Raw genomic sequence first — 26,654 nt, forward strand, 5'->3', positions numbered from 1 at the left:
CAAATAAATTATCCAATCTTGTGGGGTGGGCATCTTGCCCGCCCAGTGTGTAGAACGGTTCACACTTCTATAATCTCGTTTCCAGGTGGAACCTGGAAATGCCCTTGAAGCGGCTCTGCCGCTGTTACAGCTATTTTCAAGTAAATAGACCTTTTTTGTGTCGCGCTCTACGCTCTAAACGCAAAGAAGAACCCTTATAAATGTGGTCTAAATAACAATACGGTTCAGTGAGTGCTGTTTAGTTTTGTTAAGATCCCCCAACCCCCTTAAAAAGGGGGCTTAGTTCCCTCCTTTTTAAGGAGGGCTAGGGAGGATCAATCCTTAACTGAACTGTATTGGTCTAAATAAGTGAAAACTGCTGTAAGGCAGGCAGAGCCACCCAACAACAGGCATTCCCAGCCTGAGACTGGGAACGAGGCAATCTCTAAAAGCTTGTTTGCCTGCCCGGTTTCTGCGAGGAACTAGAAGGCCATCCCACAAGAAAAGTTGGGTATTTTTTAATTTGGAAGTCCCTATATAGTTTTACTGTTTGGGGCACCCAGCAGGAGTAGATCCCAAACTAGTATTACCTGAGGTGTGAGAGATCAGCGTAACGTTCCCTTTGCCATCGAACACCCAACCAGTTGCGGGTACAATTTTCACGGTTTCAGCTTTAGACGGTGGTAAGCCAGCAGGTTTCTCTGAACGTTGCTGTTGCGAAGTGATAGTTGACAGGCGAGTATCTAACCATACCACATCAGAACTGAGGGGTTCGTAAGGGCTAGGAGGCAAACCGCCGCGTCCGGTAACAATGAGACTAGCCTTTCCGTTCCCAAAGGCAGCACAGCTAGTGTCTATTTGGTTTGAGGTATCGACTACTACTGTCGGTAGTTCCACTAGTCCTAAGCTTTGGTCAGCATCGGGTGTGTTAAGACTGACTTGACCGCCCAGAGTAGGATTTTGCCGCGAAACCGCTGTGATATCATTAGTTAATAAGTTATTCGGGTCTAAATCATCAGGACGTAACCGCTCAAGCTCTTGTCGAGAGAGTGGTGCGATGTTAAAAATACCAGCAGCCCGAATTGTAACGTTTCCTCCCTGACCGCTAAACGCATTGGCGGTGATGTCGCTATTTTCATTTGGGACAGCAACGATAAAGCCACGGGGGGCATCAATGGTGATGTTACCGCCATCGCCGCCAGCGCCAGCACTACCTGCAGTGGCGGAGATTTGACTGCCACGACGCAGTAATAAGACTTCTGCCAAATTTAAATTAATATTACCGCCTTGGCTGCTAGCAGTTTGAGCAGAAATCGAGGCTTTATTGTCAAGAGTTAGATTACCTGCTCGTAGCGTGATATCGCCTGCATTACCTGTACCATCGCTATTGACTGATATTTTTGCCCCATCTCTAATTGTGACTCGACGGGCAGGATTAATGAAGATGCTACCGCCTTGTCCTGTGGAACCAGTAGTAGTGTTGGCAAAGATTCCACTGGTAGAACCTTCGTTAAAAATAACATCCTCTAACCGATCAGTTTCTCCAGGCAGTTGTAACCGTTCCCTCACTTGGGCGACTCGTTCGACAAAATTTGGGTCGCTTCCAGACAGGGTAATGCTATCTCTGACATTGAGTCTTATAGTTCCAGCATTACCAATATTGCGCGTGTTGGTACTCACTTGGCCACCATTAATGGCTTCAAAGGTGCGAGCGTTAATCGTAATGTTGCCTCCACTATCAGAATTAGAGGTAAGAGCAGAGACAATCGCACCATCTCGTACTGCAAATTTATCTGTAGTGACTATAATGTTTCCTGCTGCTCCCGATGTCTCTCGATCGCTGGCAGTAAATATTCCACTAGAAAATCCGCGAGAACTGACCCCAGAAATTGTCAGAGAATCCGAGGCATTGATGCGAATATTTCCCCCACTTCCCCTAGCAGCAGGTAGTCCTCTAAACGGTCGTAAAACAGCAGAATTGATTTCAGCACCGTTTGTTAATTCAAGAGTTCGTGTCTGAATATCAATATCACCTGCTTGACCAACGCCCCCAGGTGCTACAGAACCTATAATGTAACTGTTATTCAGTGAAATTGCGTTATCTACCATTACTGAAATGTTACCTGCATCCCCGCTACTGAAGGTGCTGGAATTGAGTTGAGCTTGATTAGCTAAGGAAAGCGAACTAGATTTTATCTGTATGTCTCCACCATTGCCCACGCCACCAGATTCTATCGTGCTGAAGACACCACTAGAGCGACCATTGCTGCCTGTACCGTTGAAGGTAATGGCATCGCGGGCGTTAATATTGATATTGCCTGCGTTCCCCTGACCAAAGGTGCTAGCAGCGAGTTGAGCGCCATTGGTTAAAGATAGCGATCCAGTTGTGACTTGGATATTTCCTGCATTGCCTATGCCACCAGATTTTACTATGCTGTAAGCACCACTGGAAGCTTGATTGCTACCAGTGCCATCAAATTTAACAGTATCGCGGGCATGGATGGTGATATTGCCGCCATTGCCCTGCCCACTAGTACTGGAATTGAGTTGAGCGCCATTGGTAACAGAAAGAGAACCAGTTGTCACCTGGATGTCTCCGCCCTTACCAGCTACTCCTCCAGATAATAATTCGCTAAGAGCAATACTAGAGCGTCCGTTGCTGCCTACGCCATCAAAGTTAACAGCTTCACGGGCATTAATAGTGATATTGCCTGAATTTCCTCGTGCAGAGGTAAACAACTGACCGCCATTAGTCAATGACAGGGTTCCGGTGGTCACTAGGATATCTCCGCCATTGCCTTGACCTCCTATAGTATTTGCAGCGCTTTGAAGTCCATTACTACCTACGCCGTCAAAGGCAACTGTATCACGGGTATCAATGGTGATGCTGCCTGCATTACCCTGCCCCAAGCTATTAGCATTGAGTTGACCACCATTTTTTAAGAACAACGCCCTAGCATTGACGCGGATATCTCCACCATTACCTACACCATTACTTCCCAGCTCAGTTCTTGCACCACTGCCAAAAAGTTTATCCTTTCCTATGCCTTCAAAGGTAACTGTATCACGGGCATTAATGGTGATATTGCCTGCATTTCCTCGCCCATCCGTGTCGCTAGATAGTATTGCGCCATTGGTAACAGAAAGGGAACCTGTTGTCACCCGGATGTCTCCTCCCTTACCGACACCACTTAGCAAACTGCTTTGAATACCACTAATTGCATCACCCACTACGCCATCTAAATTAATTGTATCGCGGGCATCAATCGTGATATCACCTGCGTTACCTTGCCCCGAAACGTTAGTAGTCAGTCGAGCGCCATTAGCCAATGAGAGTGAGCCAGTTGTCACCCGGATATCTCCTCCCTTACCGACAGCTTGTCTTCCCACAGTGCTTGAGGCAGAGCTATTACCGTCAAAGCTAATGCGATCGCGCGCATCAATCGTGATATTTCCTGCATCGCCTTTTCCTAAGCTGCTGCTACTGATAAAGGCATCATTGGTTAATCTGAGTGAGCCTGTTGTTATCTGGATATTTCCCGCATTGCCCGCACCTTCAGGGTTAACAGAAGTAATGATACGGCTAAATATGCTGTTGCCCCCCGCACCATCTAAGGCGATCGCCTCGCGGGCATTGATGGTGATATTACCTGCATTTCCTTGCCCTAAAGTTTTGGTGTTGAATTCAGAACCCTCAGTAAGTGAGAGGGAACCAGTTTGAACCTGAATGTTACCGCCATTGCCCTCTGCCCCAGTTCCCACGCTGCTAAAAATGCCACTATTAAATCCGTCCTTCACCCCAGCAAGAGTTACCGTACCACGGACATTAATGTTAACATTTCCCGCATTTCCACGACCTCCTAGGAGGTTATTCTGGGTATCAGCCTCACGCAGTATAGTTTGTAGTTGAGCGCCATCTTTTAAGGAGAGTGAAGATGCGGTGATATTTATGTTGCCACCATTACCTACTCCTCCAGTTCCTACATTGCTATAAATGTCGGCAAATGAGAGGGAGACAGCGTCAGAAGCCAGGATTGAGACATTGCCAGCATCCCCCTTTCCAAAAGTGCTGGCACTCAGATAAGCGCCATCGGCTAAGGAAACTGAGCCAGCCTGTATATTGATACTACCTCCCTTACCGATGGCTTGCGATCGCACGCTACTGGTGATGGCACTGCCGAATCCGTTTTGATCTACTCCAGCCAAAGTAAGGGCATCGCGGACATTAAGATTTATGTTGCCACCATCCCCTTGCCCATAGTTGTCATTATTTAGGTAACTGCCATTGATAAGCCCAAGTGAGCCAGTAGTAATATTGACATTGCCACCTTTACCTACAGATGTTTCTTGGAGAACATTGGCAATAAAGCTGCCATCAGTTAAAGTCGTTGCCCCTCTTGCATTAATATCAATATCTCCCGCCTTGCTTTGAAGCGTACCCAGTCCCGTGTCTATCCCCGCCCTTAATTTACTTTCTCCTGCCAAACTCAAGTTTTGAGCATTGATGGCGATACTCCCGCCATCTGCACCACGGACATTGATCTCACCCGCATTACTTAAGGATATATCGGCGCGAGGCAAAACATTAGGTACACTGAAACTGAGAGTATTTTCTGCAACATTTAGTCCCACAACTCCCGGTGCCGCCAATCCTGCCAACTCGACACGCCCACCATAAGCCCTGAGTGCGCCACCTTCAAGGTTAATGTTTCCACCCCCCAGCAGCAAACTCTTGCCGTCTGGTACTCTCAAACCCGTGACTTCAACGCCTGCTGGATTTGTTCCTGCGGCGGCTATTGAACGGTTGGTAATGGCAGTTGGGAGTTGATTGAACAGCAACGCTGAAGGGTTTATTGTCAGCAGTGGAGTGGGTGCATTCGGATTATCAGCGCTGAAAAAGCCGATATTGCCAAATTGGATCGCATTTGCCGTTGTTGCTACAAACGAACCGCCAACATTAAGACTGGCATTTGGACCAAAGATAATCCCATTCGGATTGAGCAGAAACACGTTAGCTGCACCGTTAGCGCGGATGAAACCATCAATGTTAGATATCGACCCACCTGTGACTCGGCTAATGATGTTTTGAATGCTAACAGCATTATCGAAGAAAGCTCCGTTACCAGTGCGAATAGAGAATTCTTGGAAACTGTGGAAAAGGTTGTTTCCTGCTTGTGTTCCGCCAGTGATATTGATGATGTTACCAGAGGGAGTGACAATAGAATTATTGGGTAAAGTCACATCCGGTGTAATTTGAGCAACGCAATGTGCAGTGAAAGTATTTCCAAGTGCGTACGCAACCCCTAACAAGCAGCCCCAGCAACCTATCCTAGACATTATACCCTCAGTTTTTTACAGCGTTTACATGATTACTCAGTAAACCACAACTAGTGGTACTTGCCGTAGTTGCTTTAACAACTGGGCTTAACTTTCAGTAACAAACAGAACTTAGTATTGTTCAAACTTATGAAGTTGGTTAAAAAGAGCACGTTTTGCTTGGGTGATACTTCGGAAATGTAGAAATCGGGCGAGCGCCGTAAGGGGTGGCACCTGTGCAATCGCGATTCGGGGCAGTGTGCAAAAGGGCGATCGTAATGAAAAAATTATGCAAGGCAGCAGGGATTGTGTCGCCATGCCACAATGACTATAAGTGTTCATTCGGACATGATATTACTGTTTGGGGCACCTAGCAGGAGTAGACCCCAAACCATTGCCACCTGATGTATGAGAAATTAGCGTAACGTGCCCTTTGCCGTCGAACACCCAACCTGTTGCGGGGACAATTTTCACGGTTTCAGCTTTAGACGGTGGTTTGGCAGCAGGTTTCTCTGAACGCTGCTGTTGCAATGCGATTGGCGAAGCCACTGCCCTCTGGGCAATCGTTGATAAACGAGTATCTAACCATACCACATCAGTATTGAGGGGTTCGTAAGGGCTAGGAGGCAAACCGCCGCGTCCGGTGATAGTAAATTTGTTTTTTTCTGTATCAGAATCTGTGCTAGCAACGGCAGCACAGCTAGTGTCTATGATGTTTGATATATCAGCTAGTACTGTGGGCAGTTCAACAGATTCCAACCTCTGCTCAACATTTGGTCTATTGATTGCTATTTCGCCACTGATTCCACTTTGAGAAAAAGCAGTGATGTCGTTGTCTTCTGTCAATTCAAAGCGAGGCTCAATTCCAAACAGACCAGACGTGTTAATCTCGATTTGACCACCTCTGCCACTGAATGCATTAGCGGTGATGTCACTATTTTCCCCTGGAACAGCGACAAGCAAAGGTGTATTGATCGTAATGTTGCCGCCGTTACCACCAAGTTGTGCAGTACCCGCGTTGGTGGAAATTTGGCTGTTGTTACGCAGCAGGAGGAAGCGATCAGTGTTAAGATTGATGTTGCCACCATCAGCATCACTTACAGATTCAGATTTTATAGTGCCTTGGTTGAGGGTAAGTCGAGAAGCGTTGATGTTGATATCACCTGCAATTGCTCTACTAATCTCTGAATCGGCTGATATTTTTGCACCATCAGTTACAAGTAGAGAATTAGTCTTGATGTTGATATCTCCACCATTACCAAAAGTTCCTGGAAGGCGTTGGTCTTGACTAGCAGCACTAATAATACGGGCTTCGGAACCTGTCAAAGAAATTGCGTCTGCATTGATAAAGATGTTCCCTGCTTCTCCTTGTCCTTGGGTTCTGGTGTTAATTTCATGGTAGGCAGAAACGGATAGAGTACCTGTATTAATTGTTATATCACCACCTATTCCAACCGCTTCAGGTTCTACCTGGGTATAAGCACCACCGATAAATCCTTTTAAATCACTCTTGAATGTGACACTATCTCGCGCATTAATGATAATGTTACCTGCATTACCACGAGCTTCAGTGTCAGCACGCAAGTTAGCACCAATATCTAGCAGTAAGGAACCTGTTGTAATCCGGATATCTCCGCCATTTCCGTTTCCACCTACACCCCCTCCTTGTCTTTCACAAGCGCAAATTACTTCAGAGAACATATCTGACCCTTGCACTAGGGCTACTTGGTCTCGTGCCTCAATGATGAGGTTACCTGAATTACCTGTTCCTGCTGTGCTTGTATTTATTTGAGAACTATCTAAACGCAAAGTGCCAGTTTTTATGACTACATCACCACCACTACCTACGCCTCCAGCATTAACAGTACTGCTGAAGATAGTTCCCCTAGCGTCAGAGTTGGTTATACCAAGATTAAGATCGCCTACTCCCGTTAAGGAAACAGTATCACGGGCTTCAATGAATATTCCTCCAGAATTTCCGCGTCCATTAACACTTGATAAAATTCCGGCTTCATCACTCGCAAATAGTGAACCTGTGTTGATACTGATACCCCCACTGTTGCCTACTCCTCCGGGATCAACACTGTTTAAAATTAAACTTGTGCCTTGTCCAGATAGAGAAACAGTGTCACGGGCTGTAATGGAAATTTTACCCGAATCTCCTCTACCAGAGGTGCTAGAACTGATTTCTGCACCATTTTTGATAAAAACATTTCCAGCTTGAATGTCAATATTTCCACCACGTCCTACTGCTCCAGCCTCCACATCACTATATACACCGCTATAGTAATTTCCGTCACTATCTACCCCATCAAAAGTAACTGCATCCCTTGCTTGAATGGTTATATTTCCCCCATTACCTTGTCCACGAGTAAAGGTATTTATTTGAGCGCCATTTGTTACTTCAAGGGAGCCGGCGTTAATGGTTATCTCACCAGCATTACCTACTGCTTCTTCTCGAACTAAGTTGACAATTCGGCTATCTGTCCCTACAATTTTTATTTCCCCTGTAGCATTGAGGCTAATATCTCCTGCCTGACTACCAACTGACCCCAAGCCTTGCCCTATTCCGGCAGTTAGGGTACTTCCTCCGAAAATCTCTAAATTACGGGCATTGACTGCAATACTCCCCCCACCAGCAGCTTCTACATATACATTAGCGCTATTGCTGAGAGAGACATCTGATCGCGTGACGTTATCAGGAAAGCCCAAGCTCAAATTGTTGCCGTCTACCTTTAGCTGCACAGTTCCAGCAGAAGCCAATCCTCCCAACTCGACTCGACCACCATAAGCATTCAGCCAACCACCATCCATATTGACATTGCCACCTACTAGCAGCAAACTCTTACCATCTCCAACACGTAGACCCAAAGCCTCAAATCCAGCAGGATCTGTTCCTGCTGGTGCTACTGAGCTATTTCGGATGGCTTGAGCGATTTGGTTGGAGACTAAAGCAGAAGGATTAATTGTCAGCAACGGTGAGGGGGCTTCTGGATTAGTAGCGCTAAAAAAACCTAGATCGCCAAATTGGATCGCATTTGCCGTTGTTGCCACAAACGAACCACCGACATTCAAACTGGCATTTGGACCAAAAACAATGCCGTTCGGATTAATCAAAAACAGGTTAGCCGTCCCTAAAGTGCGGATCAACCCATCAATACTAGAAACTGACCCACCTGTGACACGACTAATGATGTTCGCAATGTCAACCGTATTGTTAAAGAAAGCTGTGTTACCAGTGGGAACAGAGAAATCTTTGAAACTGTGGAACAGATTACCGCCAGCTTGTGTTCCGCCTGTGATGTTGAAGATATTCCCGTTTATGTTAACGATGGAATTATTGGGTAAAGTCCCATCTGGTGTGATTTGAGCAAGAGCAGAATGTGCATTGAAAGTATTTCCAAGTGCGATCGCAACCCCTAGTAAGCAGCCCCAGCAACCTATCCTAGACATCACGCCTCCAGCTTTGTAGAGCGTTTGCATTATTACTTAGTAAACCATAAGTAGTTACTTGTGAATATATGAAACCTGGTTGCGGTTGAGTAGCGGATGCAGAGGAACCAAGTTTGTAGCAGTGTGGCTAGACAGTTGCAGCGTCGATTCGTGGATACCAAACGCTTCAACCAAATAAGCGTGTAACTGGCATTGCAACTGATCCCGGTGTTGGGCATCCAACGGTTCGATACGTATGTGGGCGCACAGGGCAGTTTCACCGCAGGCGATCGCCCAAATTCTTAATTTTTCAACTCGGCGCACGCCCGGAAACGATTGCAATGCGGCTTCAACGTCGCTAGGCTTGATCAACCGGGGAGCATACTCTAGCAAAACTTCCAAGCTACTCCAGATTAGGGGAATGGCGCCCAGAGCAGCAAAACAAGCAATCAATAGGCTGATGATTGGGTCAATCCACCACCATTTCAGCCAGTAAATCACCACTGCTGCTACCAAAATTCCTACTGAACTAAATAACTTGAACCCTCTCCGATGCTTTGGAGAGGGAAAGGCAGGTGAGGTTTTTAGTTTCAGTTGGGGTTTAAATCCCAACTGAAACTGTTTTGAATTTTCAATGAGCGAATTGTTATGAGGGGTCTTGCGGTTCTTTACCAGTGATTGCCTCGTACATCGCCTTTCTATCCAACCGACAGAACCTTGACTTTTTGATAATTTTCGCGCCCATTTTTTCGTAAAACTTGATAGCCGGAGTATTATTTACTGCAACTATCCAATCGATTCTTCCACCTCCTATTTTTTGGGTAATTTGACATAAATGTTTTATCAACGCTTCACCGATCCCAAGCCTGCGATATTCAGCTTTGATATATAAATCATCTAGCCATATTCCAGGTTGAGCAAGAAAGGTGGAGTATATCCGGTGATAGGTTGCAAATCCAATAGCATTTCTGTTAATCTCAGCTAACAAAACAAAGGCAAGTGGATTTTCACAAAATAAAGTGTCTTCCAGTTTCTTCGGTGTAGCCTCTAGAAAGTCCAGACAGCCATCAAATTGCGCCTTCAGCCGAATTAGCTCCATAAGAGTAGAAATATCACTAGAATTGGCGTCTCGAATTAAAAACTGTTTGTTGTGCATAGGGTCAATTAAGTTAAACAAAGATTCATTTGTATATTTTATTTTTTTAAAATTCTTGTGGGGTAGGCATCTTGCCCGCCCAGGTAATGCAAGTTAAATACGTCATAGCTTATTTCTAATCAGTAAGTTTATTCAAACTTATCTTGTATCTTCGATTCCGGTAACTTAAATTGAACCCAATTAAACAGCGGAATGAGATATAAATAAACGGCATAAGGAATAAATCCTGAATCAGTCATTAATATAGTTGCAGGTACTAGTCCAGCAATATTCCAAGGAATGAGAGGTGAAAGTACAACAGCAGTGTTTTCGATATCAGTTGCTAATTGATAGTTGTCTAACTGTTGCTGATACTTTTCCTTCACAAGCTGGTGAGTCATGAGAATCGCAAGCGTTTGAGTGCAACCAAAAGCGGCTGATGCTAACCCAACTATGGTGGTTCCTAAAAATAAGCGACTTCTGGAAGAAGCTTTTTTGATAAAATTCTCTACAGTTGCTAATGTTTTTGTTCCAATGATTAGTCCTGATAGAGAAGTCGATAAAATGACGACTATCAAAACTCGGAGCATCGAAAAAATACCTCCTCCTGTCAGAACTTCACTTAAATTCATTCTTGGTTCTAAATCAAAGCCAAGCAAAACAAACTTCATCATCTGCAAGAAGGAATAGCCTTGGACAAGTATCCCTAAAACGAATCCAATCCCAATACTCACTAGTAATGTGATTTTCACTTCTACTTTAAAAAGACAAAGAACTATAACAGCAAAGGCTGGAAGTAACACGAGTGAGTTAATTTGAAACAAAGTAGGAATTTCTGAAATAAAATTACTATTATTAATTTCAACAGGATTGCTAATTGAAAGGATTAAATAAACAAGGGTAGAAGCTATTAAAGACAGCCAAGCAGTTGAGATCATAGCTGTTATGTTTTTTTGTAGCTTGGTTTTGGTAATGCTAGCAACAAGATTGGCACTAGAAGACATAGGAGAACATCTGTCTCCAAAATAAGCTCCTGCTATGATTGCTCCAGCAACTATGTGAGGATTAATATCCTCTCCTTTCACCATAATCATTAGGGGAACTCCTACAGTACTGACTGTACCGAAGGAGCTACCTAATAGTACAGAAATAAAACTAGTCAAGATAAAGGCTGACAGAATGAAATATTGACGATTGATGAGTTGGGTTCCATAGTACACTAAAGCAGGTATTGTTCCGGCTGCCATCCAAACAGCTGTCACTGCTCCAATTAATAATAAAATTAAGATGATTGGAAAAGCTTTTTGACTACTAACCAATCCCATTGTCATTAAAATTTTTACGGGAAATCCTTGGAAAGAAAAAGTCAGAAGGAGGATTACCAGAGAAAGTAAAAGCGGATAGGCAACAAAATAACCTTGAATAACACTAGTCAGTAAAATAAAAAAGCAAAAAAATAGAGATAATAATGAATTCATATTCTTGATAAGGAAATGCTTGATTCGGCAACATTAAATAGTTTAGTGATTACGAAATTACAAAGCAAAGTATTCCTTAGATACCTTTTATCGATAAAATCGATAGATAGTCAAAGGCTTTTCTTAGCTTGATGAGTGAAGTTAACGACAGCAAGTTAAAAATCTCTCAATTGCGGGCTTTGGTGGCTATTGCCAACCACGGCAACTTCAGTTCAGCAGCTCTAGAATTGGGGCTATCTCAATCAACTGTCAGTCATGCGATCGCCACACTTGAAGAAGAACTGGGAATTGTGTTGCTCTTTCGAGGTCGGTACGGTGCAACTTTGACGCCAATAGGAGAGCAGGTGATTCAGGAAGCGCGTCAAGTTTTGCACTTATTAGAGGTGATTCGGGAAAAAGCCAACCAAGAGAAAGGATTACAAACTGGACAAGTTCGGGTTGCTTGTGTCAGAAGCATCGCAACTCACGTACTCCCAAAAGTCATCGCCCGTTTTCGCGAGAAATTGCCAACGATTAGCGTTGTCATGACTGAGTGCGATCGCTATGCAGAGGTAGAACAGGCACTGCGAGAAGGTCAGGCGGACGTTGGTTTCACGTTGCTGCCAACTACTACGGAATTTCAGACGTGGGAGCTATTTCGAGATGAATTTGTTGCGCTGCTACCGCCTGGGTCGATTGCTCCTGGTGTGTCACTGAGTTGGGAACAGTTAGCAAAGTATCCAATGATTGTGAATCTTCGTAGTCCTCAACATAACAAAACAGTCAGCGCTCATTTTTTACAATTTGGTCAAACTCTCAAGATTGACTACGAGCTGAGGGAAGATTCGACGATTCTTAGTATGGTTAAGCAAGGATTGGGGGCGACTGTGATGGCTCGACTTGCAGCTGAACCCATTTTAGAACAGATAGAAGTGAGGAGTTTGCCAGTACCGCTAGAGCGAGTGATTGGGGTAGCCATCCTTACAGATGCTTTATTGCCGAGAGCAGTCTTTGCTTTTCTGGACATCGTCAAAGTTACTTAATGTCTTCCCCATAACTCCCTGCACTCTAAACTAAATTGGAAGAAGCAGCAATAGTATAAGGGGGATCGCTACGCCCATGACGACTACCACATCAAAAAAGCTGACTTTTGCAGAGTTTCTTGAACAGTATCCTGATGGCTACGGCATATTTGAACTCGTGAATGGGGAGATTGTACAGGTGGAGCCAATCAGAGCGCATAAAAATGTGGCAAGGTTTTTAGTGTTTGCCTTCAATGATGAAATCAAGCGCTTGCAACTCGATTACATTGTTGACAAGGATGTAGTGTTCAAAACTGTAACTGCTTCTGGAGAAGAACGAGGCAGAAATCCAGATGTGAGCGTAGTAAGTGCTTCTTTGTGGAATAGTAATGTCTTGGCTTATGCTGCTTTAACTGAACCTATCCAGTTGGCTGTGGAAGTTGTATCAAGCAACTGGGAAGATGATTACGTTGACAAGTTAGACGAGTATCAACGACTGGGTATTCCTGAGTACTGGATTGTAGATTATCTAGCGATCGCCTCGGTGAAACTATCTTGGTAATCCCAAACTCCCGACAGTTTCTGTTTATCGGTTAGTAGGAGGCGAATATCAAATCCAAAAGTTTACGGGGAGCGATCGCATCCTTTCCCCCACCTTCGGTGAACTAGAGTTAACTGTCGAACAAATTGTTAGCGCTAGTCAAATGCGAAAACTCTGACACGACAGGTGGGGAAGCGCTTCTGTTCCAAGTTTCACCTTGCCTTTTCGCGGTTGTTCTGCGTTTTGGAATCTCATTATGTAAAATATTATTAATATCCTATATTCCGACCGATAAACAGGAAATTCACAACACAAGTCATTTGGGGGGTCATAACAGTACACCCATTTGAGAAGATTAGTGTCAAGATTTTTGTGGCGGGAGAAAAAATGTCTAACATAAAACCCGCATCAAACCATTTGAAAGGAAAGCTATTATGGCAATTCCAAGCAAACAGGGTAAATCTACTATCGATTTTCGAGACAATCGACGCACCACAACTCATATTACAGTTCGTATTCCCAAAGAGTTACACGAACAGCCAGTCATGTCACGGCTCATTTCTCATTGCGGCATCATAGTAAATATCGCTGCAGCCCAGCTCAATGGTCATGTGCCGCAACAAGGCTGCTTTGATTTGGAACTACGAGGAACTGTTTTCCAGATTGCTAGCGCCTTAACCTACCTGAATGAACTGAATTTAGAAATTTCGCACCGATTCATTAGTGGAGAAGACGGTTGGTAAATAAGTCCTGACAAATGAGTAACGAGTGCTGAGTTAGCCAGCTACTCAGCACTCGGCAACAGCAGTCGCACCCCACTTGCACGCCTCTTGGGAGGGAAGCCCCAAGGGCGCAGTGGCTCCTCATCTAGGTGTACTTATGCCATTTGATTTTCAATTGCCCACCGTGCTAGTTCAGTGCGATTGTGGAGATTGGTTTTGCCCAACATATTGGACACATGGCTTTCAACGGTGCGTTGGCTGACATTTAATTCTTCAGCTATTTCGCGATTAGCTAAGCCCCGAGCCACAAATTGCACGACTTTGAGTTCTGTTGGGGTTAACTGCACATCGAAGGGAACTTGAATGCGGGAACCGTTTTCCCCTCCTTTTGCTTGGTGTTCTTTCCAGCGAATGGTCTGCTTCAGAGAAGATTCTACTTGTGCTACCAATTCTTCTGGCTCAAAAGGCTTGACCATATACACATCAGCACCTTTATTCAGACCTTTAACTCGGTCTGCGCTTTGTCCCTTAGCTGAAAGGAATAGAACGGGAATCCAGCTGGTGCGTTCGGTTTGCCGGACTTGTTCTACAAAAGTATACCCGTCCATTTCCGGCATCATCACATCGCAAATGATCATGTCTGGAATATCCTGCTCTAAAACTTCCAGTGCTTCTCGACCATTTTCGGCGGTGACGACATTATAACCCCGGAATTCCAAATAATCCTTCACCAGCAAGATGAGGTTAGGGTCATCATCAATAAGTAGAAGTCGTTTGTGATCTTTCATGCTGGGTTCTTTCATAGCAGTGGCACTTATCGCGCTTGATCCATCAAGGTCTTGAATAGTCATCCTCTCTGGTGGATTAAGGAGGTGTCGTGCTTTTTCTCACTTAACTTGCCCTTGCTGCATAAAATCCTAAAAGTCGATATCACTTTCAAGAAATTCTGTACCAACGGCAAAATTCCAGTAAGGATACGTAGAGCAGTAGTATTTATAATGCGTTATTATATATCGCTTTGAAAGTTGCGGGTTAAAAAACACTGAGAAAATAATAATTATTCAGGTTAACAAGTAACTGTTGGTCTCAAAATGCTCCCAAATTACAATTAACCCGCACTTTCATTTGTTTACTACTGTGCCATATCCTTGTTGGATGTTAAGCTTTTATAAGCTTTTTACGACAAACTTGGGAACTTTCTGGCAAAGGATGGGTTAAAAATGCATATTCTTCTACCACATTCTTGCCTAATAAGTGTTCTCGTATAATCCGACAATTACTTCCAGGATTGTTGGGCGATACCGCACAGCATCCGGGGAATCCTCTATTATCAGTCTAGAACAACAAAGTTGCAAGCAGTTGGGTTTATTTCTAAAGAAGCAACTAAAATTGCTATCTTGTGGTAGGCGAAGATTGAGTTGTTTGAGGCGGTTTTTCAAGTATTCCCAAAATGGTAAACGAGTGTATTTTGAGAAGCATTTAGAAACTGTCGGGACAGCACAGATGAAAATGTCCCTTTGAATTTTTGACAGTCCTAAAGTTTCTAGAGAAATACTTAGGGCTTTCTTCGCTGGTGGTGTTGTGGTGTGTGGTAGCTGAAGGTAGGACTGGATCACTGTAGTGTTACTCAATTCGCGGCTCCCTGATTACTGTTCTATATCAATATCCCAGCTTTGCAAATAAAGTTGCCCATATATCAATATTCGTCCTTTATCGAATAAAACCTGAAAGCTAGGAAAAGTTGAGTATTTATACTTAAGTAGGATAGCATGAGTAAAGTTCGGGAACCCGTACAAAAGAAAATGTTGCCATTGTATGCTGGGTTTAGGTAAATTAGCACTCAGGAGTCGAGAGTGCTAACAAGGTGAGAAATTGGTATGGCAGCTGTATCTCTAAGCGTTTCTACAGTTAAACCTCTGGGCGATCGCGTATTTGTGAAAGTAAGCGCCGCTGAAGAAAAGACCGCAGGTGGTCTGTATTTGCCCGACAACGCAAAAGAAAAGCCCCAAGTGGGCGAGGTTGTCGCTGTGGGTGATGGCAAGTTCAAAGATGACGGGGCTCGTCAGCCACTGGATGTCAAAGTGGGAGAAAAAGTTCTCTACTCGAAGTACGCTGGTACCGACATCAAACTTGGAACCGACGAATACGTCCTGCTCTCAGAAAAAGACATTCTAGCAATCGTTTCATAGTCATGAGTCCTTTGTCATGAATTATTGGCAAAGGGCAAAGGACAACCTACAAATTCGTACTGTTCTTTTCAAAATTCTTTGACAATTATGGCAAAGCGCATTATCTACAACGAAAACGCACGTCGTGCCCTTGAAAAAGGCATGGATATTCTGGCTGAGGCTGTTGCTGTGACCCTCGGTCCCAAAGGTCGGAACGTAGTGCTAGAGAAAAAGTTTGGCGCACCACAAATCGTCAACGACGGTGTGACCATCGCTAAAGAAATTGAATTGGAAGACCACGTCGAAAACACTGGCGTTGCTCTAATCCGTCAAGCGGCTTCCAAAACCAACGATGCTGCTGGTGATGGCACCACAACTGCGACCGTTTTGGCTCATGCAATCGTAAAAGAAGGCTTGCGGAACGTTGCAGCAGGTGCGAATGCGATTTTGCTGAAGCGTGGTATTGATAAGGGTACCAACTTCTTAGTAGAAAAAATCAAAGAACACGCTCGTCCTGTAGAAGATTCCAAAGCGATCGCACAAGTTGGTTCAATCTCTGCTGGTAACGACGAAGAAGTCGGTCAGATGATTGCCGAAGCAATGGATAAGGTGGGCAAAGAAGGCGTGATTTCCTTGGAAGAAGGGAAGTCCATGACCACCGAATTGGAAATCACCGAAGGGATGCGCTTTGACAAAGGCTACATCTCTCCCTACTTCGCGACTGATCCCGAGCGGATGGAAGCAGTTTTCGATGAACCTTTCATCCTGCTGACCGATAAGAAAATCGCTCTGGTACAAGACCTCGTACCCGTCCTTGAGCAAGTTGCTCGCGCTGGTCGTCCTTTGGTGATTATTGCCGAAGATATCGAGAAAGAAGCTTTGGCAACCCTGGTCGTCAACCGCCTACGCGGTGTGCTGAACGTGGCTGCTGTCAAGGCTCCTGGCTTTGGCGATCGCCGCAAAGCATTGCTGGAAGACATCGGTATCCTCACGGGTGGTCAAGTGATCACCGAAGATGCTGGTTTGAAGCTGGAAAGCACCAAGCTGGATGCGCTGGGTAAGGCTCGCCGCATCACGATCACCAAAGATAACACCACCATTGTTGCCGAAGGTAACGAAGCTGCTGTTAAGGCTCGTGTTGAGCAAATTCGTCGTCAAATCGATGAAACCGAATCTTCCTACGACAAAGAGAAGCTGCAAGAGCGTCTGGCTAAGCTAGCTGGTGGTGTGGCTGTCGTTAAGGTAGGCGCGGCGACCGAAACCGAAATGAAGGACAAGAAGCTGCGCTTGGAAGACGCCATCAACGCAACCAAGGCTGCTGTGGAAGAAGGTATCGTTCCTGGCGGTGGTACAACTCTGGCTCACCTCGCTCCTGGGCTCGAAGAATGGGCAAACAGCAACCTCAAGGGTGAAGAGTTGACTGGTGCGTTGATTGTCTCTCGCGCCTTGGCTGCTCCTCTGAAGAGAATTGCTGAAAACGCTGGTCAGAATGGCGCTGTCATTGCTGAGCGCGTCAAGGAAAAAGAATTCAACATTGGTTACGATGCTGCCAAGAACGAGTTCGTTGATCTGTTTGAAGCTGGTATTGTTGACCCAGCTAAAGTGACACGTTCTGCTCTGCAAAACGCTGCATCTATCGCTGGTATGGTCTTAACCACTGAGTGTATCGTGGTTGACAAGCCTGAGCCAAAGGATAACGCTCCTGCTGGTGCTGGCGCTGGTATGGGCGGCGGCGACTTCGATTACTAAAATTCTTGTAGGGTGGGTTCTGCCCACCTTTGATAAAACAGCTGCTTTCTTTGTGGAGGCGGCTGTTTTTTTGTTTAGGGACTTCCAAATTAAAAAATATCCAATTTTTTCTTGTGGGATGGGCTTCTAGCCCGTCCTATTAACTGGGCGGGCAGGATGCCCACCCCACTCTTAGGGGATAATTTATTTTTTGGAAATCCCTTATTATTTTTTCTGAAAAAGTATAAGTACAACTTCCCCTGTTTACAGCAGATTGCAAGTTGGTGAAGTACAAAGATACCCCACCCGCGCTGTCGCGCACCCTCCCCGATTCATGGGGAGGGTTGGGGAGGGGTGTACTCCATTTAGATGCAAAGCGCTGTATATCTTCAAACTTTCATTAGACAAAATTGCATAAATATTATTTTGTCTCGCGCAAAGTCGCAAAGTTGCAAAGAAGAACACTAAGAAAAAGTTCGGGAGTGCAAGAAGTCTATTAAACCTCTTACAAAAGTCAACTTTATGAAAAAAAACCACAGATGAACACAGATGGACACAGATAATTTGTCTACGTTTATCTGGGTGCATCTGCGGTTATAAATATGTATTAATCATACTTTTGCAAGAAGTCTATTGTTGAAAGCCCTTGGCTGACTGCTTTTGACTTTTCCCTTTGGGCTTAGATTTGTGAACCTCTACGACAGCTTCTTGAAATAAATTGTTTAGATGTATTGGGACGCTGGCAATTTCTGGTAACTCTGGGTCTATGGGTTTATTGTATTCTTGCAATAGAGCATCCAAGTCACTTTGAAGCTGAAATTCTGGACGTTGAAGAAATGTTTGCAGCACTTTTTCTAATTGTGTTGGATATTGTTCAGCTAACCGATGCCAAATGAAGGCATTAATACTTTTATCTTGTAAATAAAAACGAATCAGTTTTTCCGCACCTTCTACACTTTGCCAATCTTCTGCTTCTAAAATTGCTTTTACCTTGGTATAGGTTGGGAGAAACATCTGCCCCCAACGAGGATGGGATATAGCTGTAAGCTGTTCTGCTTTTTTGAGATCAGCAGGTAAATCAACTTTTGGCGTTACCATTTTGCTGCTGCCGTTTTTGTTGTTAAACATTTGCGAAACGGCTTGAGAGTCGGTACCAAATTCTTCTGCAACTGCTTTGATTTCTTCTTCTCCAATGCCTGCTTCTTGTGCTACTTCTTCCAGAGATTTGGATGGATCAACACCTGCTTCTTCCAAGCGTTTTTTCGTTAAGATTTCTTGGAATTCACCAATTTTTTTGTTGAGTTGGTATCCCGGCATTGTGACTTCATCGCTGCCAAAAAAGTCTAGAAACTGCTGATGATAAACTTCTACAGACTGCCAAGCTTCCTCTAGCAATTCTGGCGCATCTCCATAAAGATGTTCTTTATAATTCTCTTTAAAATTACCAATAGCTACTGCAAGTTTTGGTTTGCCCAATTTACCCATTTGCGTGTAAGGACCAGAGAACGTCCAGTAGCTGTCAGTTACAGGAGAAATGCGAGTCAGCAAAATTTCTCCCTCTTTTAACCGAGATATTTCCTGTAGTTTTTGGGCATTGTCCGGCTTGACAGTGTAGTGTTTATCTGTCAGCCAGTTCCTAAGTTCAAAGCCATCGGGTAGAATTTTTGTAATAGCAAATAAGCCAATAAAAGTGCGCTGCCAACTTTTGATCAGTTTGCGATCGCTCTCGGACAAATCTTGGTGGCTTTGAATAAACAAATCTAATGGTGAGTCGTCACCGACTCGCCCTTCTGTAATAAACGAGTCAATAATCAGTTGTTGTTGAAAATTATCACCGCTACCACGACGGGACTTTACAGCAGCATAGGTTTCCAGTGCTTGTGCGAGTTCGTCTTCAGCGTCATAGACAAAATCAGTGAGGTCTTGTTTGAGTTGGTGCGATCGCTCTAAAATTGCATCCACAAGTTAATTTCTCGGATTCGACAGTTGTAGGTTAGAGGTTTCGAGAGAATTTTGGCATCTGGCTATTGCAGGATATTGTGAACGCAAGAGCCACCCAAAAACACTTGTTTATAGTATCGAAAAGTAATTTAATTTGGTTGACAGAGTAAGAGCCATGTAGCATATAATTTGTACCCTTTCATAAGAACGCGATCGCTATGGGCATGACCCTTGTAGAAAAAATTTTGGCGAAAGCCTCCGGTCGTTCGGTCGTCGAACCGGGAGAAAACATCTGGGTCAATGTTGATGTTTTAATGACACATGATGTTTGTGGACCAGGAACCATCGGTGTTTTCAAACGCGAGTTTGGTGCTGACGCCAAAGTCTGGGACTCCGAAAAAATCGTGTTAATTCCCGACCATTATATTTTCACCGCCGACGAACGAGCTAACCGCAACGTTGATATTTTACGTGATTTTGCTAAAGAACAAAGTATAAAATATTTTTACGACATTACTGACCGTGCCAACTTTAAGGCAAACCCAGACTACAAAGGCGTTTGCCATGTCGCCCTAGCCCAAGAAGGTCACACCCGTCCAGGCGAAGTCTTATTTGGTACTGACTCCCACACTTGTAACGCTGGTGCTTTTGGTCAATTTGCCACAGGTATCGGCAACACAGACGCTGGCTTCATCATGGGGACTGGCAAACTGTTAATTAAAGTTCCCGCCACCATGCGCTTTGTATTGGATGGCGAAATGCCTCCTTACCTGTTGGCGAAAGACCTGATTTTGCAAATTATCGGCGATATCAGCGTTGCTGGGGCAACCTATCGGACGATGGAATTTGCAGGGGAAGCCGTTGAACAAATGACGATGGAAGAACGGATGACCTTGTGCAACATGGTCATTGAAGCTGGCGGCAAGAATGGTACCATTGCTCCTGATGACACCACATTTGAATATTTAAGGGGACGTACCAACAAACCTTTTGAGTCAGTATATACAGACTCCGATGCCAAGTTCTACAGTCAGCATCGCTATGATGTCTCGAAATTAGAACCAGTCGTTGCCAAACCCCACTCCCCTGATAACCGCGCTTTGGCACGCGAATGCAGCGATGTCAAGATTAACCGAGTTTATATTGGTTCTTGCACGGGCGGCAAAACAGAAGACTTTTTCCATGCAGCACAAGTTCTTAAAGGTCACAAGGTGAAGGTTCCCACCTACATAGTCCCTGCTACCCAAAAAGTCTACGAAGACCTGTTTACACTCAAGTACCAAGAGCAAACCCTCTCGGAAATTTTCTTAGACGCTGGTTGCATTGAACCTGCTGCGCCTTCCTGCGCCGCTTGCTTGGGTGGTCCCAAAGACACCTTTGGGCGGATGAATGAGCCAGAAATTTGTGTTTCCACCACCAACCGCAATTTCCCTGGACGTATGGGGCATAAAGAAGCTGGAGTTTATCTTGCTTCGCCCTACACCGCCGCAGCTTCTGCAGTCACTGGGTATGTGACAGATCCGCGTGAGTTTTTGAGTTAATTAGAAATGAAACCACGGATGTAGGCGTAAGCCTACATCCGTGGTTAAAAATCCAAAATCTAAAATCTAAATTTGCCCAGATGATTATTCTTGTAATGGGTGTCTCTGGTTCTGGCAAATCTACCATTGGGCAACTGTTGGCGGACTCTTTGCACTGGGAATTTGCTGACGCTGACTCTTTCCACTCGCCAGAAAATATAGAGAAAATGCGGCACGGCATTCCCCTAAACGATTTAGATAGGATGCCTTGGCTGCTGGCGTTGCAACAGGCAATACAACAGTGCTTGCAAAAGAATAAAAATATGGTATTAGCGTGTTCTGCATTGAAAGCCACCTATCGTCAGGTTCTGGTCTTGGATGAGGAACGCGTCAAGTTGGTTTACCTTAAGGGAGCGTTTGAGTTGATTCAAAAGCGGCTGCAAACGCGTCAGAGCCACTTCATGTCCGAAAAACTTCTTAAAAGTCAGTTTGATGCTCTTGAAGAGCCATCTGGTGCAATTACAGTGGATGTTTCCGATGCGCAAGAGGTCATTGTGCAGAAGATTAGAGTGAGTTTGGGGATTTAGGCGAGTTGATGGGAGGAGTGTTATGGGTATGTTTGCTAAAAAGATAAATCATGGCAGAGATGTTTCGCATCATTGACATTCCACTAGATGCTCCTGATAAAATCAGCTGACAAGCGCTCTTGTTGCTTGAGCCTATTAACATGGAAAATCGCTGTTATTCCTCCTGAAAAGATAAATATCCGTTGAAGATATAGAACAGCTGGTTGAAGTCATCAAATTAGTTTTTATATTTTGTAAAGCAGAAAAAGTTTTGCTTTTGTCTACTAAGACCCAGCTGTTTGGATTTCAGGGTAGCCCAAAATAACTTTGCATCAACCGCAGTTCCTTTCCTTAAATCACCTATGAGCTTGCCTTATAGCTTTAGGATGATCGGTTTTAGACACTTGGGTTGGACAACACTAAGGTTGTTAAGTTGAGGGAGTAGAAATACAACTTATGTCACTCATCAATGGTACCGTCCAAAACGACGCCTTCGTTGGGACTTATGATGCTGATACCATTTTCGGCTCGGATGGCAATGATTCCATTAATGGTCTAGGGGGTAATGACTTAGTTGACGGCGGAAATGATCAAGACAAGCTTCAAGGTGGAGACGGTAATGACCGCCTCTATGCTAGCAACGATCAGGACAATCTCACTGGTGGTGAGGGAGACGACGTTTTTGTCATTGGCACAAACACAGGCACCTCTACCTTAGCTTCTGCGGACTTGATTACTGACTTTGGCAGGGGAAACGATTTAATTGAGTTAACGAAGGGGCTTACTTTTGAAGATTTGAACATTTTTCAAGGTACAGGGGCGTCCGCCAGCGACACCATCATCACTAATAAACTCACGAGTCAGGTTTTAGCAGTCTTGCAAGGAGTGAACAGTAGCACGATAGACAATAGCGATTTCATTAGCGTGCCTGGGAAAGCTGTAAGTTATGGATTTACGAAGATTGCTGACACCAGTGGTCCTTTTAAATCTTTCACGAATTATCCTAGACCTGCAATTAACAATACGGGAACAGTTGCCTTTGCTGCTGAATTAGATGCAGGAGGTAACGGTATCTTCATTGGTAACGGTAAAGCAACGACCACTATTGCTGACACCAACGGTCCTTTTTCTTTCGTCTACAGCGATTTTTCCTTCAACAACCAAGGAACGGTGACTTTTGCTGCTAACGTAGACGCGGGTGGCATTGGTATCTTTGTCGGTAACGGTGAAGCGACTTCTACCATTGCTGACACGAGCGGCTCCTTTTCGTCTGTATTTTCTCCTTCTATCAACGATAAGGGAACGGTAGCTTTTCAGGCTCTTCTAGATACATCGGGCGAAAGCGTTTTCACTGGTAATGGTGGAGCGCTCACTCCTATTGTTGGCACCAGCGACAACTTTGTTAGGTTCTCTAGTTCTGATATTAATGCTGAAGGAACGGTAGTTTATAGAACTTTACAACCTTCTAATGGTACGGTTAGTCTATCCACTTATAGCAACGGGGTAATTACTACCGTTGTTGACAATAGTGGATCTTTCAGCAGTTTTGGCGATCTCTACTTGGATAACCCTTCGCTCAACGATGCAGGAACAGTAGCCTTTGGTGCAAATTTAGATGGAGGAGGTAGTGGCATCTTCACCAAAAACGATGGCGTGATCACAACGATCGCTGATACCACTGGTTCCTTTGCTCGTTTTAACTTCAATCCTTCTATTAATAACAGTGGAGATGTCGCTTTTCTAGCTTCCCTAGACGCCGATATCCGTGGTGAAGGTATCTTTACTGGATCAGATCCGATAGCTGATAAGGTTATTGCCACCGGCGATTCTCTGTTTGGTTCGACGGTGACAAACCTTGAGTTTTTTGGAGAAGAACTCAATGATGTCGGTCAAATCGCTTTCTACGCTAGTTTGGCGAATGGTACTACAGGCATCTTTGTTGCTAATCAAGTCATGTGAGCTAGTGCAGCACGGCAAAGTTAACTGACCGAAAATTCCAAAACCTTTGACTTTATTGGGTAAGGAGGCACACATCGCCGTGTCCCCCTCCCCTTACTTTTGGAAGGATTTATTGCTTCCTTTAACACTCGATTTTCTACATCGCTACTTGCACCTTACCTCTACTTGCGCTAGTGGCTAAACTTGATGCGAAGCCAGAAAAGCTTCCACTTCATCTGCGGTAGGTTGGGAGGCTTGACGCCCCTGCTTTCATTGTCGTTAATGCCCCTATCGTTTGCGCAGCGTGTCCAAAGGACATAGATTTGGTGGTCTACAATCAGGTAGTGGTCCCAATCCCTACCTGATTGCATTCTCAATACTGAATCAGGAATTGCTGACTTCTTCTTCAACTGTTCGCTCTCATCATGATGTGAGACCCTGCTGCATTACTGGCATCTTGTCGAACTTGGGCAGATCCGGGTTCATGTGATCCCACGGTTGGGCACTAGCTGTGTAAAAGTCCATCGTAGGTCGGAACCAACTTGGGTCATCGAGACTCCCTGCCAAAATGCCCATAAGCCCAGGAATTGGGGGCTTGCTAAATAATCGGGAACCGCAATTTGGGCAAAAGCCTCGACCAACAATGCTTCCGCTATCACCAATCACGTCATAGTATTTCACATCTCCGGTGATGGTGACTGCACTTTGCGGCACGAGAAGCCCGGAGGCATAGGCACTTCCTGTCGCCCGTTGACAATCGCGACAGTGGCAATTTCCCATCGCAATCGGTTCGGCTGAACATTCGTAGCGGACAGATCCGCATAGACAACCACCAGTAAATTTTATCGCCATAAGAATGTCTCTCCTTGGAACTTCTAACTTTTGTGACTTCTAGGACGCGGGTGCAGCCAGCATACTTTGCTCACTAAGCAAGATATGACACTTGCGGCGCGTCCTGATTTCCAAAGTAGCGATCGCACTCTTATTTGGTCTTACAAGTTTTTGCTGTTTTTACACGTTTCTGCTATTTCTCTCGAACAACTTTAGGTGTGACTCCAAGCAGGCGCTTAAAATGACTGGTTAAATGCCCTTGATTCGCAAAGCCGGCTTTATAAGTGATATCCGCGATTGATAAGTCACTTTTGAGGAGGAGTTCACGAGCACGCTCGACCCGGCATTTAATGACAAACTGATGGGGTGAGTATCCGGTTGATTGTTTGAATAATCGAGAGAAGTGGGACAGACTTATCTGAGCTAAGTCAGCCAATTCAGTCAAGCCAATATTACACTCAAGGTTGGCATGGATGTAATCAATGACCTGTTGTAATTTATACTTAGGCAAGCCACTGGTTGTGATTTGCTCTTTTTGTTTGCCTTGGGCGTAATGGTGGAAAAGATGGGTGGCAAGAAACGTCGCGGCAGATTCTGCATATAAGCGGCTAGAATGCCGATTCTGTTCTAGTTCAGCTTTTAGCGCCAGCCCAATTTGATAAATGAGCGGGTCAAACGTTGGAAATTGAGGATGCAGTTCAAGACTAGTTAGGTCAATCGATTCAGAGAGAGTGCGCTCAAGAAAACCGAAATTCAAACCTAAGGTAATGCCTTTGCTTTTGTGGTTATCTGATTGCCAATAAGCTGTGCCGCGTGGAATGATGAGACTATGACCCGTGACAAGAGAGCTTTTTTGCAACCGTCCATTAATTCGTGCTTCAACAAAGTACCCAGAAGGCATATCTGTATAAATATGAATCGCATTCTCTGGAAAGATAATCTCGTCTGGCAATGCACTTGCACTCCTGCTTTGAGTGAACTGGAAGCGGATGCCGTTCCAAAGCGAATCGTCGTTGGAGAGTAGAGATTGACGATTAAAGCTTTTTAAGATTGCCTTTTCTACAGCGCAGTATTCATGTTCTGTTTTTGACATGACTCTCACCTTTTTGGATCAGCTAATGAGAAAATTGGCAGACAGCAACGGCAGATCCGACCAGATGCACTACACTCAATTTCCATTTTTGGGAACAATACTTAAATTTCTTTAACTTGGAGCTTTAACTTAACGTTTTCTTACTGAAAGAATTAAGTCATTTTTCTGAGCAAAAGGCGGTGAAGATTTTCTTCCCGCCTTCTTGTTGTAATAATATCCCAGCAAAGAGTGCTCGCTACTTGCACCTTACCTCTACTTGCGCTAGTGGCTAAACTTGATGCGAAGCCAGAAAAGCTTCCACTTCATCTGCGGTAGGTTGGGAGGCGATCGCCCCTGGTTTCGTCGTCGTTAATGCCCCGGTTGCACTTGCATATGTCACGATTCTTCTAGCTGTCTGGGAGTCGTTTAAGCTGTGGATACCATGAGTGAGTATCTGGTGGATGAACCCAGCGACAAAGCTATCCCCCGCACCCGTTGTATCAACGACGGGGATGGAAAAAGCAGGTATTTTGCCTTCGTTTTCCCCAAGGCAATAAGCGCAACCGTTTTCCCCATCTGTCACCACCACTCCCTCAATGGAATCAAGGCGGTAAGTAATTGCCCCAGGATCTGCGGTGTCAAATAGCCATTCGGCTTCTTCTTTTGAAAGTTTGAGAAAATCTACTTGCTTAAATAATTCTTGAATCTTTTGGGGAGCGATGTCAGGATTTGTCCAAAATACCGGACGCCAGTTGACATCCATCAAAATTTTGATATCGTACTGCTCTGCTAGCTTCAGGGCATGGTGAACTGCCTGCCCACTTTCAGGATAGGCTAATTCCAAAGTACCCAAAACCAGAAAATCTGCTGCTTCAAATAACTTCAGAGGTAATTTATCAGCCTTAAGGCGGGTATCTGCAAATTCTGTGGTGTCATAGTCTTTAAAGCCGGCAAAAGTGCGATCGCCTGAGAGCGATCGCACAACATTCACTTGCCGTGTTGGTGCTGTTGGATGGCGCTGAACTCCAGTTGTATCCACACCAACTTTTTGTAATAGCTCTACCAGTTCATTGCCTGGTGCATCCTCACCCAAGGTGCCGATAAATGCTGCTGGTGTCCCCAGCTTCACCAAAGCACAAGCTACGTTCGCTGGTGCTCCCCCAGGGTAGGCAGTCCATGATTCAACTTCTTCTAGCTTTCGCCCCAGTTGATCGGCTAAACGGTCAAACAAAACTTCACCCAGGCACAAAACACGGGGATTGCTCATTGAATTTCAGATTTTGGAT

18 protein-coding genes and 1 pseudogene are annotated in these 26,654 nt (G+C 44.7%); 8 read left to right on the plus strand and 11 right to left on the minus strand.

From position 1 onward, the window contains the following. Positions 1-522 precede the first annotated feature (522 nt). The 5 genes from V5G28_RS33605 to V5G28_RS33625 form a co-directional block, all read right to left on the minus strand. Complete coding sequence (locus tag V5G28_RS33605) at positions 523-5,316, minus strand: two-partner secretion domain-containing protein (protein WP_332986870.1); 4,794 nt, start codon at positions 5,314-5,316, stop codon at positions 523-525. Positions 5,317-5,649: 333 nt separating this feature from the next. Further along, positions 5,650-8,778, minus strand: coding sequence for a two-partner secretion domain-containing protein (locus V5G28_RS33610; RefSeq protein WP_332986871.1), 3,129 nt, complete (start codon positions 8,776-8,778; stop codon positions 5,650-5,652). 24 nt (positions 8,779-8,802) lie between these two features. Then, positions 8,803-9,339 (minus strand): cation diffusion facilitator family transporter, encoded by a 537-nt coding sequence (locus V5G28_RS33615; RefSeq protein ID WP_332986872.1) that lies wholly within the window; start codon positions 9,337-9,339, stop codon positions 8,803-8,805. 34 nt (positions 9,340-9,373) lie between these two features. Continuing rightward, the gene (locus tag V5G28_RS33620) at positions 9,374-9,883 is read right to left on the minus strand and encodes a GNAT family N-acetyltransferase (RefSeq protein WP_332986873.1); all 510 of its coding nucleotides are present in this window, start codon (positions 9,881-9,883) and stop codon (positions 9,374-9,376) included. Between the two features lie 128 nt (positions 9,884-10,011). Next, on the minus strand, positions 10,012-11,340 hold the full coding sequence (locus V5G28_RS33625; protein WP_332986874.1) for a Na+/H+ antiporter NhaC family protein: 1,329 nt from the start codon (positions 11,338-11,340) through the stop codon (positions 10,012-10,014). 131 nt (positions 11,341-11,471) lie between these two features. On the opposite strand from V5G28_RS33625, the gene V5G28_RS33630 reads away from it, so the two are divergent. The 3 genes and pseudogenes from V5G28_RS33630 to V5G28_RS33640 all read left to right on the plus strand — a co-directional run bounded on the left by V5G28_RS33630 (position 11,472) and on the right by V5G28_RS33640 (position 13,625). Continuing rightward, on the plus strand, positions 11,472-12,362 hold the full coding sequence (locus tag V5G28_RS33630) for a LysR family transcriptional regulator (RefSeq protein WP_332986875.1): 891 nt from the start codon (positions 11,472-11,474) through the stop codon (positions 12,360-12,362). A 76-nt stretch (positions 12,363-12,438) separates the two neighbouring features. After that, positions 12,439-13,060: pseudogene (locus V5G28_RS33635) on the plus strand (Uma2 family endonuclease). Positions 13,061-13,316: 256 nt separating this feature from the next. After that, complete coding sequence (locus V5G28_RS33640; protein WP_096569954.1) at positions 13,317-13,625, plus strand: NIL domain-containing protein; 309 nt, start codon at positions 13,317-13,319, stop codon at positions 13,623-13,625. A 134-nt stretch (positions 13,626-13,759) separates the two neighbouring features. On the opposite strand, the gene V5G28_RS33645 is transcribed toward V5G28_RS33640, so the two are convergent. Beyond that, positions 13,760-14,407 carry a response regulator transcription factor gene (locus tag V5G28_RS33645; protein WP_041038172.1) on the minus strand — a complete coding sequence of 216 codons (648 nt, stop codon included), beginning with the start codon at positions 14,405-14,407 and terminating at the stop codon, positions 13,760-13,762. A 444-nt stretch (positions 14,408-14,851) separates the two neighbouring features. Next, positions 14,852-15,235 carry a ferredoxin gene (locus tag V5G28_RS33650; RefSeq protein ID WP_332986876.1) on the minus strand — a complete coding sequence of 128 codons (384 nt, stop codon included), beginning with the start codon at positions 15,233-15,235 and terminating at the stop codon, positions 14,852-14,854. A 246-nt stretch (positions 15,236-15,481) separates the two neighbouring features. Between V5G28_RS33650 and groES the strand changes: the two genes are divergently transcribed. Together groES and groL are read left to right on the plus strand one after the other, a co-directional pair. Further along, positions 15,482-15,793 (plus strand): co-chaperone GroES, encoded by a 312-nt coding sequence (gene groES / locus V5G28_RS33655; RefSeq protein WP_096569956.1) that lies wholly within the window; start codon positions 15,482-15,484, stop codon positions 15,791-15,793. Between the two features lie 87 nt (positions 15,794-15,880). Then, the gene (gene groL / locus V5G28_RS33660) at positions 15,881-17,521 is read left to right on the plus strand and encodes a chaperonin GroEL (RefSeq protein WP_073627768.1); all 1,641 of its coding nucleotides are present in this window, start codon (positions 15,881-15,883) and stop codon (positions 17,519-17,521) included. Positions 17,522-18,130: 609 nt separating this feature from the next. On the opposite strand, the gene V5G28_RS33665 is transcribed toward groL, so the two are convergent. Then, positions 18,131-19,462 (minus strand): hypothetical protein, encoded by a 1,332-nt coding sequence (locus V5G28_RS33665; protein WP_332986877.1) that lies wholly within the window; start codon positions 19,460-19,462, stop codon positions 18,131-18,133. A 197-nt stretch (positions 19,463-19,659) separates the two neighbouring features. On the opposite strand from V5G28_RS33665, the gene V5G28_RS33670 reads away from it, so the two are divergent. The 3 genes from V5G28_RS33670 to V5G28_RS33680 all read left to right on the plus strand — a co-directional run bounded on the left by V5G28_RS33670 (position 19,660) and on the right by V5G28_RS33680 (position 23,486). Next, complete coding sequence (locus V5G28_RS33670; RefSeq protein ID WP_332986878.1) at positions 19,660-20,982, plus strand: 3-isopropylmalate dehydratase large subunit; 1,323 nt, start codon at positions 19,660-19,662, stop codon at positions 20,980-20,982. Positions 20,983-21,062: 80 nt separating this feature from the next. Next, positions 21,063-21,548: a gluconokinase gene (locus V5G28_RS33675; RefSeq protein WP_332986879.1), complete on the plus strand. Its 486-nt coding sequence runs from the start codon at positions 21,063-21,065 to the stop codon at positions 21,546-21,548. A gap of 435 nt (positions 21,549-21,983) precedes the next feature. After that, positions 21,984-23,486 carry a calcium-binding protein gene (locus V5G28_RS33680; RefSeq protein ID WP_332986880.1) on the plus strand — a complete coding sequence of 501 codons (1,503 nt, stop codon included), beginning with the start codon at positions 21,984-21,986 and terminating at the stop codon, positions 23,484-23,486. 402 nt (positions 23,487-23,888) lie between these two features. Here V5G28_RS33680 and V5G28_RS33685 read toward each other — a convergent pair whose 3' ends face one another. The 3 genes from V5G28_RS33685 to V5G28_RS33695 form a co-directional block, all read right to left on the minus strand. Next, on the minus strand, positions 23,889-24,317 hold the full coding sequence (locus V5G28_RS33685; protein ID WP_332986882.1) for a GFA family protein: 429 nt from the start codon (positions 24,315-24,317) through the stop codon (positions 23,889-23,891). A 172-nt stretch (positions 24,318-24,489) separates the two neighbouring features. Then, complete coding sequence (locus tag V5G28_RS33690) at positions 24,490-25,389, minus strand: AraC family transcriptional regulator (protein WP_332986884.1); 900 nt, start codon at positions 25,387-25,389, stop codon at positions 24,490-24,492. 268 nt (positions 25,390-25,657) lie between these two features. Next, entirely contained in the window at positions 25,658-26,635 is a 978-nt protein-coding gene (locus V5G28_RS33695; RefSeq protein ID WP_332986886.1) for a carbohydrate kinase family protein, read from the minus strand. Between the last annotated feature and the right edge of the window lie 19 nt (positions 26,636-26,654).

Source organism: Scytonema sp. PRP1 (assembly GCF_036697665.2).
In the GTDB taxonomy this organism is placed as follows: Bacteria; Cyanobacteriota; Cyanobacteriia; order Cyanobacteriales; family Nostocaceae; genus Kalymmatonema; species Kalymmatonema gypsitolerans.

Bases quoted from the DNA above. Each gene is read 5' to 3' on its own strand.
- V5G28_RS33605 (WP_332986870.1), bottom strand. From the start codon at position 5,316: ATGTCTAGGATAGGTTGCTGGGGCTGCTTGTTAGGGGTTGCGTACGCA.
- V5G28_RS33610 (WP_332986871.1), bottom strand. From the start codon at position 8,778: ATGCAAACGCTCTACAAAGCTGGAGGCGTGATGTCTAGGATAGGTTGC.
- V5G28_RS33620 (WP_332986873.1), bottom strand. From the start codon at position 9,883: ATGCACAACAAACAGTTTTTAATTCGAGACGCCAATTCTAGTGATATT.
- V5G28_RS33625 (WP_332986874.1), bottom strand. From the start codon at position 11,340: ATGAATTCATTATTATCTCTATTTTTTTGCTTTTTTATTTTACTGACT.
- V5G28_RS33630 (WP_332986875.1), top strand. From the start codon at position 11,472: ATGAGTGAAGTTAACGACAGCAAGTTAAAAATCTCTCAATTGCGGGCT.
- V5G28_RS33640 (WP_096569954.1), top strand. From the start codon at position 13,317: ATGGCAATTCCAAGCAAACAGGGTAAATCTACTATCGATTTTCGAGAC.
- V5G28_RS33645 (WP_041038172.1), bottom strand. From the start codon at position 14,407: ATGAAAGAACCCAGCATGAAAGATCACAAACGACTTCTACTTATTGAT.
- groES (WP_096569956.1), top strand. From the start codon at position 15,482: ATGGCAGCTGTATCTCTAAGCGTTTCTACAGTTAAACCTCTGGGCGAT.
- groL (WP_073627768.1), top strand. From the start codon at position 15,881: ATGGCAAAGCGCATTATCTACAACGAAAACGCACGTCGTGCCCTTGAA.
- V5G28_RS33670 (WP_332986878.1), top strand. From the start codon at position 19,660: ATGGGCATGACCCTTGTAGAAAAAATTTTGGCGAAAGCCTCCGGTCGT.
- V5G28_RS33675 (WP_332986879.1), top strand. From the start codon at position 21,063: ATGATTATTCTTGTAATGGGTGTCTCTGGTTCTGGCAAATCTACCATT.
- V5G28_RS33680 (WP_332986880.1), top strand. From the start codon at position 21,984: ATGTCACTCATCAATGGTACCGTCCAAAACGACGCCTTCGTTGGGACT.
- V5G28_RS33685 (WP_332986882.1), bottom strand. From the start codon at position 24,317: ATGGCGATAAAATTTACTGGTGGTTGTCTATGCGGATCTGTCCGCTAC.
- V5G28_RS33690 (WP_332986884.1), bottom strand. From the start codon at position 25,389: ATGTCAAAAACAGAACATGAATACTGCGCTGTAGAAAAGGCAATCTTA.
- V5G28_RS33695 (WP_332986886.1), bottom strand. From the start codon at position 26,635: ATGAGCAATCCCCGTGTTTTGTGCCTGGGTGAAGTTTTGTTTGACCGT.